Consider the following 3,921-nt stretch of genomic DNA (forward strand, 5'->3'; position numbering starts at 1 on the left):
CCGCCATCGCGACCGGTGGCTCCGCCGCCCCGGCGCCGGCCCCCGTCTCGGCCCCGCGCCCGGCCTCCCAGCCGGAGGATGCGGCCCGCGAGGAGCGCGTGAAGATGACGCGCCTGCGCCAGACCATCGCGCGCCGCCTCAAGGACGCGCAGAACAGCGCCGCCATGCTGACGACCTTCAACGAGGTCGACATGACGGCCGTGATGAGCCTGCGCAACCAGTACAAGGACCTGTTCGAGAAGAAGCACGGCGTGAAGCTCGGCTTCATGGGCTTCTTCGTGCGGGCCTGCGTGCAGGCGCTGAAGGATATCCCGGCAGTGAATGCCGAGATCGAAGGCAGCGACATCGTCTACAAGAATTTCTGCCACGTCGGCGTCGCCGTCGGCACCGACAAGGGCCTCGTCGTGCCGGTGGTGCGCGATGCCGACCAGATGGGCATCGCCGAGGTCGAGAAGACCATCGCCGATTTCGGCCGCCGCGCCCGCGACGGCAAGCTGACCATCGAGGAGATGCAGGGCGGTACGTTCACGATCTCCAACGGCGGCGTCTACGGCTCGCTGATGTCGACGCCGATCCTCAACGCGCCGCAGTCGGGCATCCTCGGCATGCACAAGATCCAGGAGCGGCCGATGGTCATCGGCGGCAAGATCGAGATCCGCCCGATGATGTATCTGGCGCTCTCCTACGACCACCGGATCGTCGACGGCAAGGAAGCCGTGACCTTCCTGGTGCGCGTCAAGGAGAGCCTGGAGGATCCGGCCCGCCTGGTCATGGACCTCTGAGGTCCGTGACGCTCTGAGGCCATTCCGGCCGCCGGTCGACGGCGGCCGCCGCGGCGGGAGAAGCAGCATGTCCAAGGGCGTCGTCATCGTCACCGGATCGAGCCGCGGCATCGGGCGCGCCTGCGCCCTGCTGGCGGCTGAGCGCGGCTATGACGTGGTGGTCAACTACACCGCCAATGCCGCGGCGGCCGAGGAGGTCGTCGCCGCCATCAATGCGCTGGGCGCCCAGGCCGTCTCGGTGAAGGGCGACATTGCCGAGGAATCCGACATCCTCGGCATCTTCGCCGCGGCCGACAGGCTCGGACCGCTGGTCGGCCTCATCGCCAATGCCGGCGTCGTGTCGCTGTCGGGCCGTGTCGAGACCTACACGGCTGACCGCCTCCATCGCATCATGAACATCAACGTGGTCGGCACGATCATCTGCGCCCGCGAGGCGGTGAAGCGCATGTCGACCAAGCACGGCGGCAAGGGCGGCGCCATCGTCGCCATCTCGTCGGTGGCCTCGGTGCTCGGCAGCCCGAACGAATATGTCGACTACGCCGCCTCCAAGGGCGCCGTGGACAGCTTCGTCATCGGCCTCGCCAAGGAGGTCGCGATGGAGGGGATCCGCGTCAACGCGGTGCGCCCCGGCATGGTCACCACCGACATCCACGAGGCGAGCGGCGACCCCGGCAGGGTCGAGCGCATTCGCCCGTCCATTCCGATGCAGCGGATCGGCGATCCGGAAGAGATCGCCCGTGCCGCGCTCTGGCTCCTCTCGGAGGAAGCCTCCTACTGCACCGGCACCTTCATCACCGCATCCGGCGGGCGCTGAGCGCCCCGCCACCGTCCGCAATTCCGGAGACAGTCCATGTCCTACGATCTCATCGTCATCGGCACCGGCCCCGGCGGCTATGTCGGCGCCATCCGCGCCGCGCAGCTCGGGCTGAAGGTCGCGGTGGTCGAGAAGCGCAAGACCCATGGCGGCACCTGCCTCAACATCGGCTGCATCCCGTCCAAGGCGCTGCTGCACGCTTCCGAACTGTTCGACGAGGCCGGCCACGGCTTTCAGGCGCTGGGCATCGAGGTGCCGGCGCCGAAGCTCAACCTGAAGCAGATGATGGTGCACAAGCAGGAGACGGTGGACGCCAACGTCAACGGCGTCGCCTTCCTGATGAAGAAGCACAAGATCGACCAGCATTTCGGCCGCGGCGCCATTACCGCGCCGGGCAAGGTCTCGGTCACCGCCGAGGACGGCAAGGTCACGGAGATCGAGGCGAAGAACATCGTCATCGCCACCGGCTCGGAGGTGACCCCGCTGCCGGGCGTCACCATCGACGAGAAGCAGATCGTCTCCTCGGAAGGCGCGCTCGAACTCGCCAAGGTTCCCTCGAAGATGGTGGTGATCGGCGCCGGCGTGATCGGCCTCGAGCTCGGCTCGGTCTGGCGCCGCCTCGGCGCCGAAGTGCACGTGGTCGAGTATCTCGATCGCATCCTCCCCGGCATGGACGCCGAGGTCGCCAAGCAGTTCCAGCGCATCATGGGCAAGCAGGGCGTGACCTTCCAGCTCGGCTCCAAGGTGACCGGCGCCAAGGCCTCGAAGAAGGGCGTCTCCCTGACGGTGGAGCCCGCCGCCGGCGGCGAGGCGCAGACCATCGAGGCCGAGGTGGTGCTCGTCGCCATCGGCCGCCGTCCCTATACCGAGGGCCTGGGGCTGGAGACCGTCGGTGTTGCGCTGGAGCGCGGCCGTGTCGTCATCGACGACCATTTCAAGACCAACGTTCCCGGCATCTACGCCATCGGCGACGTGGTGCGTGGCCCGATGCTCGCCCACAAGGCCGAGGACGAGGGCATCGCGGTGGCCGAGATCATCGCCGGCAAGGCGGGCCACGTGAACTACGACTGCATTCCCGGCGTCGTCTACACCTATCCCGAGGTGGCAACCGTGGGGAAATCCGAGGAGGACCTGAAAGCCGCCGGCATCGCCTACAACGTCGGCAAGTTCCCCTTCACGGCCAACGGCCGCGCCCGCGCCAACCGTGCCACGGACGGCTTCGTGAAGGTGCTGGCCGATGCGGCGACGGACAAGGTGCTGGGCGTCCACATCGTCGGCGCCGGCGCCGGCGAGATGATCCACGAGGCCGTGGTGCTGATGGAGTTCGGCGGTTCGGCCGAGGACCTCGGCCGTTCCACCCACGCCCACCCGACCATGTCGGAGGCGGTCAAGGAGGCGGCGCTCGCCGTCGACAAGCGCGCCATCCACATGTGAGGCGCCCTGACCTGCCAGATTCCGAAAACCCCGGCTTTGCGGCCGGGGTTTTCTTTTGTGCCGGTGAGCGATCTTTCCGGCGCCCTGGATGAACCTTCGCCGCTCCCAGACCGACCCATGGACATCGCAAGCGACCGCAGGACGCGGCGCCCGGAACCCAAGGAGATCACCATGTCCAGGTCCATCAGCAAGCTGGCCGTCGCCGGCGCCCTCACCCTCGCGCTGACCAGCGCCTTCACCGGCCTCGCAGAAGCCCGCGGCGGCGGCGGCGGCGGCGGTGGTGGTGGCGGCGGCTCGGAGGCCACCTACACCAACGCGGTCGTCATGCCCGGCGGGCCGACGCACCAGCGCTACGGCGCGCCGCCCCCGGCCAGCGCCAGCATGGAGGCCTGCCACTACTCCACGTACTGGGGCGGCATCGTCTGCGAGCGCCGCGGCGGCCGCCGCTGATCCCTCCCTCCACACCCGACAAACCGGACCGGCGGAGCGCAAGCTCCGCCGGTTTCTTTTTGCCCCCGGTCCAGGCCGCAGAGCCTCGAGCGTCGCGGGCCGCATTCGAACGGCGCGTGAATGAGGGACAACGGCCCGGCTGAAGGGCAGGCCGGCCCTGCCTCTCCCCCAATCCTCCAAGGTGACCTCTTCGCCATCTCGCCGGCCTGCCGACAAGCAAAAGCCCCGGTGCATGGCCGGGGCTTCGCTGGAGGTCTGATGGAGGTCTGTCAGGCGCCGGCGATCACTCGCAGACGCGGACGGTGCGGCGCTCCGGGCCGTAGGGGCCGTCGACCCAGCGGCGGGTCAGGTAGCACTCGGAGGCGTAGGCGTTGGAGCGGCTTGCGGCGATGGCGCCGCCGACGATCAGGCCGGTGGCAAGCGCCCCGACGCCGAAGCCGA

General features: G+C 68.8%; 4 protein-coding genes. All 4 read left to right on the forward strand.

Annotated elements, in window-relative coordinates; all coding sequences use genetic code 11:
* Nucleotides 1–782 (forward strand): 2-oxoglutarate dehydrogenase complex dihydrolipoyllysine-residue succinyltransferase (gene odhB, locus ACT6XY_RS22535; protein ID WP_444750540.1); only part of this gene is annotated, 782 nt, incomplete at its 5' end.
* Between the two features lie 67 nt (nucleotides 783–849).
* Entirely contained in the window at nucleotides 850–1,596 is a 747-nt protein-coding gene (locus ACT6XY_RS22540) for an SDR family oxidoreductase (RefSeq protein WP_444750541.1), read from the forward strand.
* Between the two features lie 36 nt (nucleotides 1,597–1,632).
* The gene (gene lpdA, locus ACT6XY_RS22545; protein WP_444750542.1) at nucleotides 1,633–3,030 is read left to right on the forward strand and encodes a dihydrolipoyl dehydrogenase; all 1,398 of its coding nucleotides are present in this window, start codon (nucleotides 1,633–1,635) and stop codon (nucleotides 3,028–3,030) included.
* 171 nt (nucleotides 3,031–3,201) lie between these two features.
* The gene (locus ACT6XY_RS22550; RefSeq protein WP_444750543.1) at nucleotides 3,202–3,480 is read left to right on the forward strand and encodes a hypothetical protein; all 279 of its coding nucleotides are present in this window, start codon (nucleotides 3,202–3,204) and stop codon (nucleotides 3,478–3,480) included.
* Nucleotides 3,481–3,921: the final 441 nt, after the last annotated feature.

This window comes from Phreatobacter sp. (genome assembly GCF_052440005.1).
Lineage (GTDB): Bacteria > Pseudomonadota > Alphaproteobacteria > Rhizobiales > Phreatobacteraceae > Phreatobacter.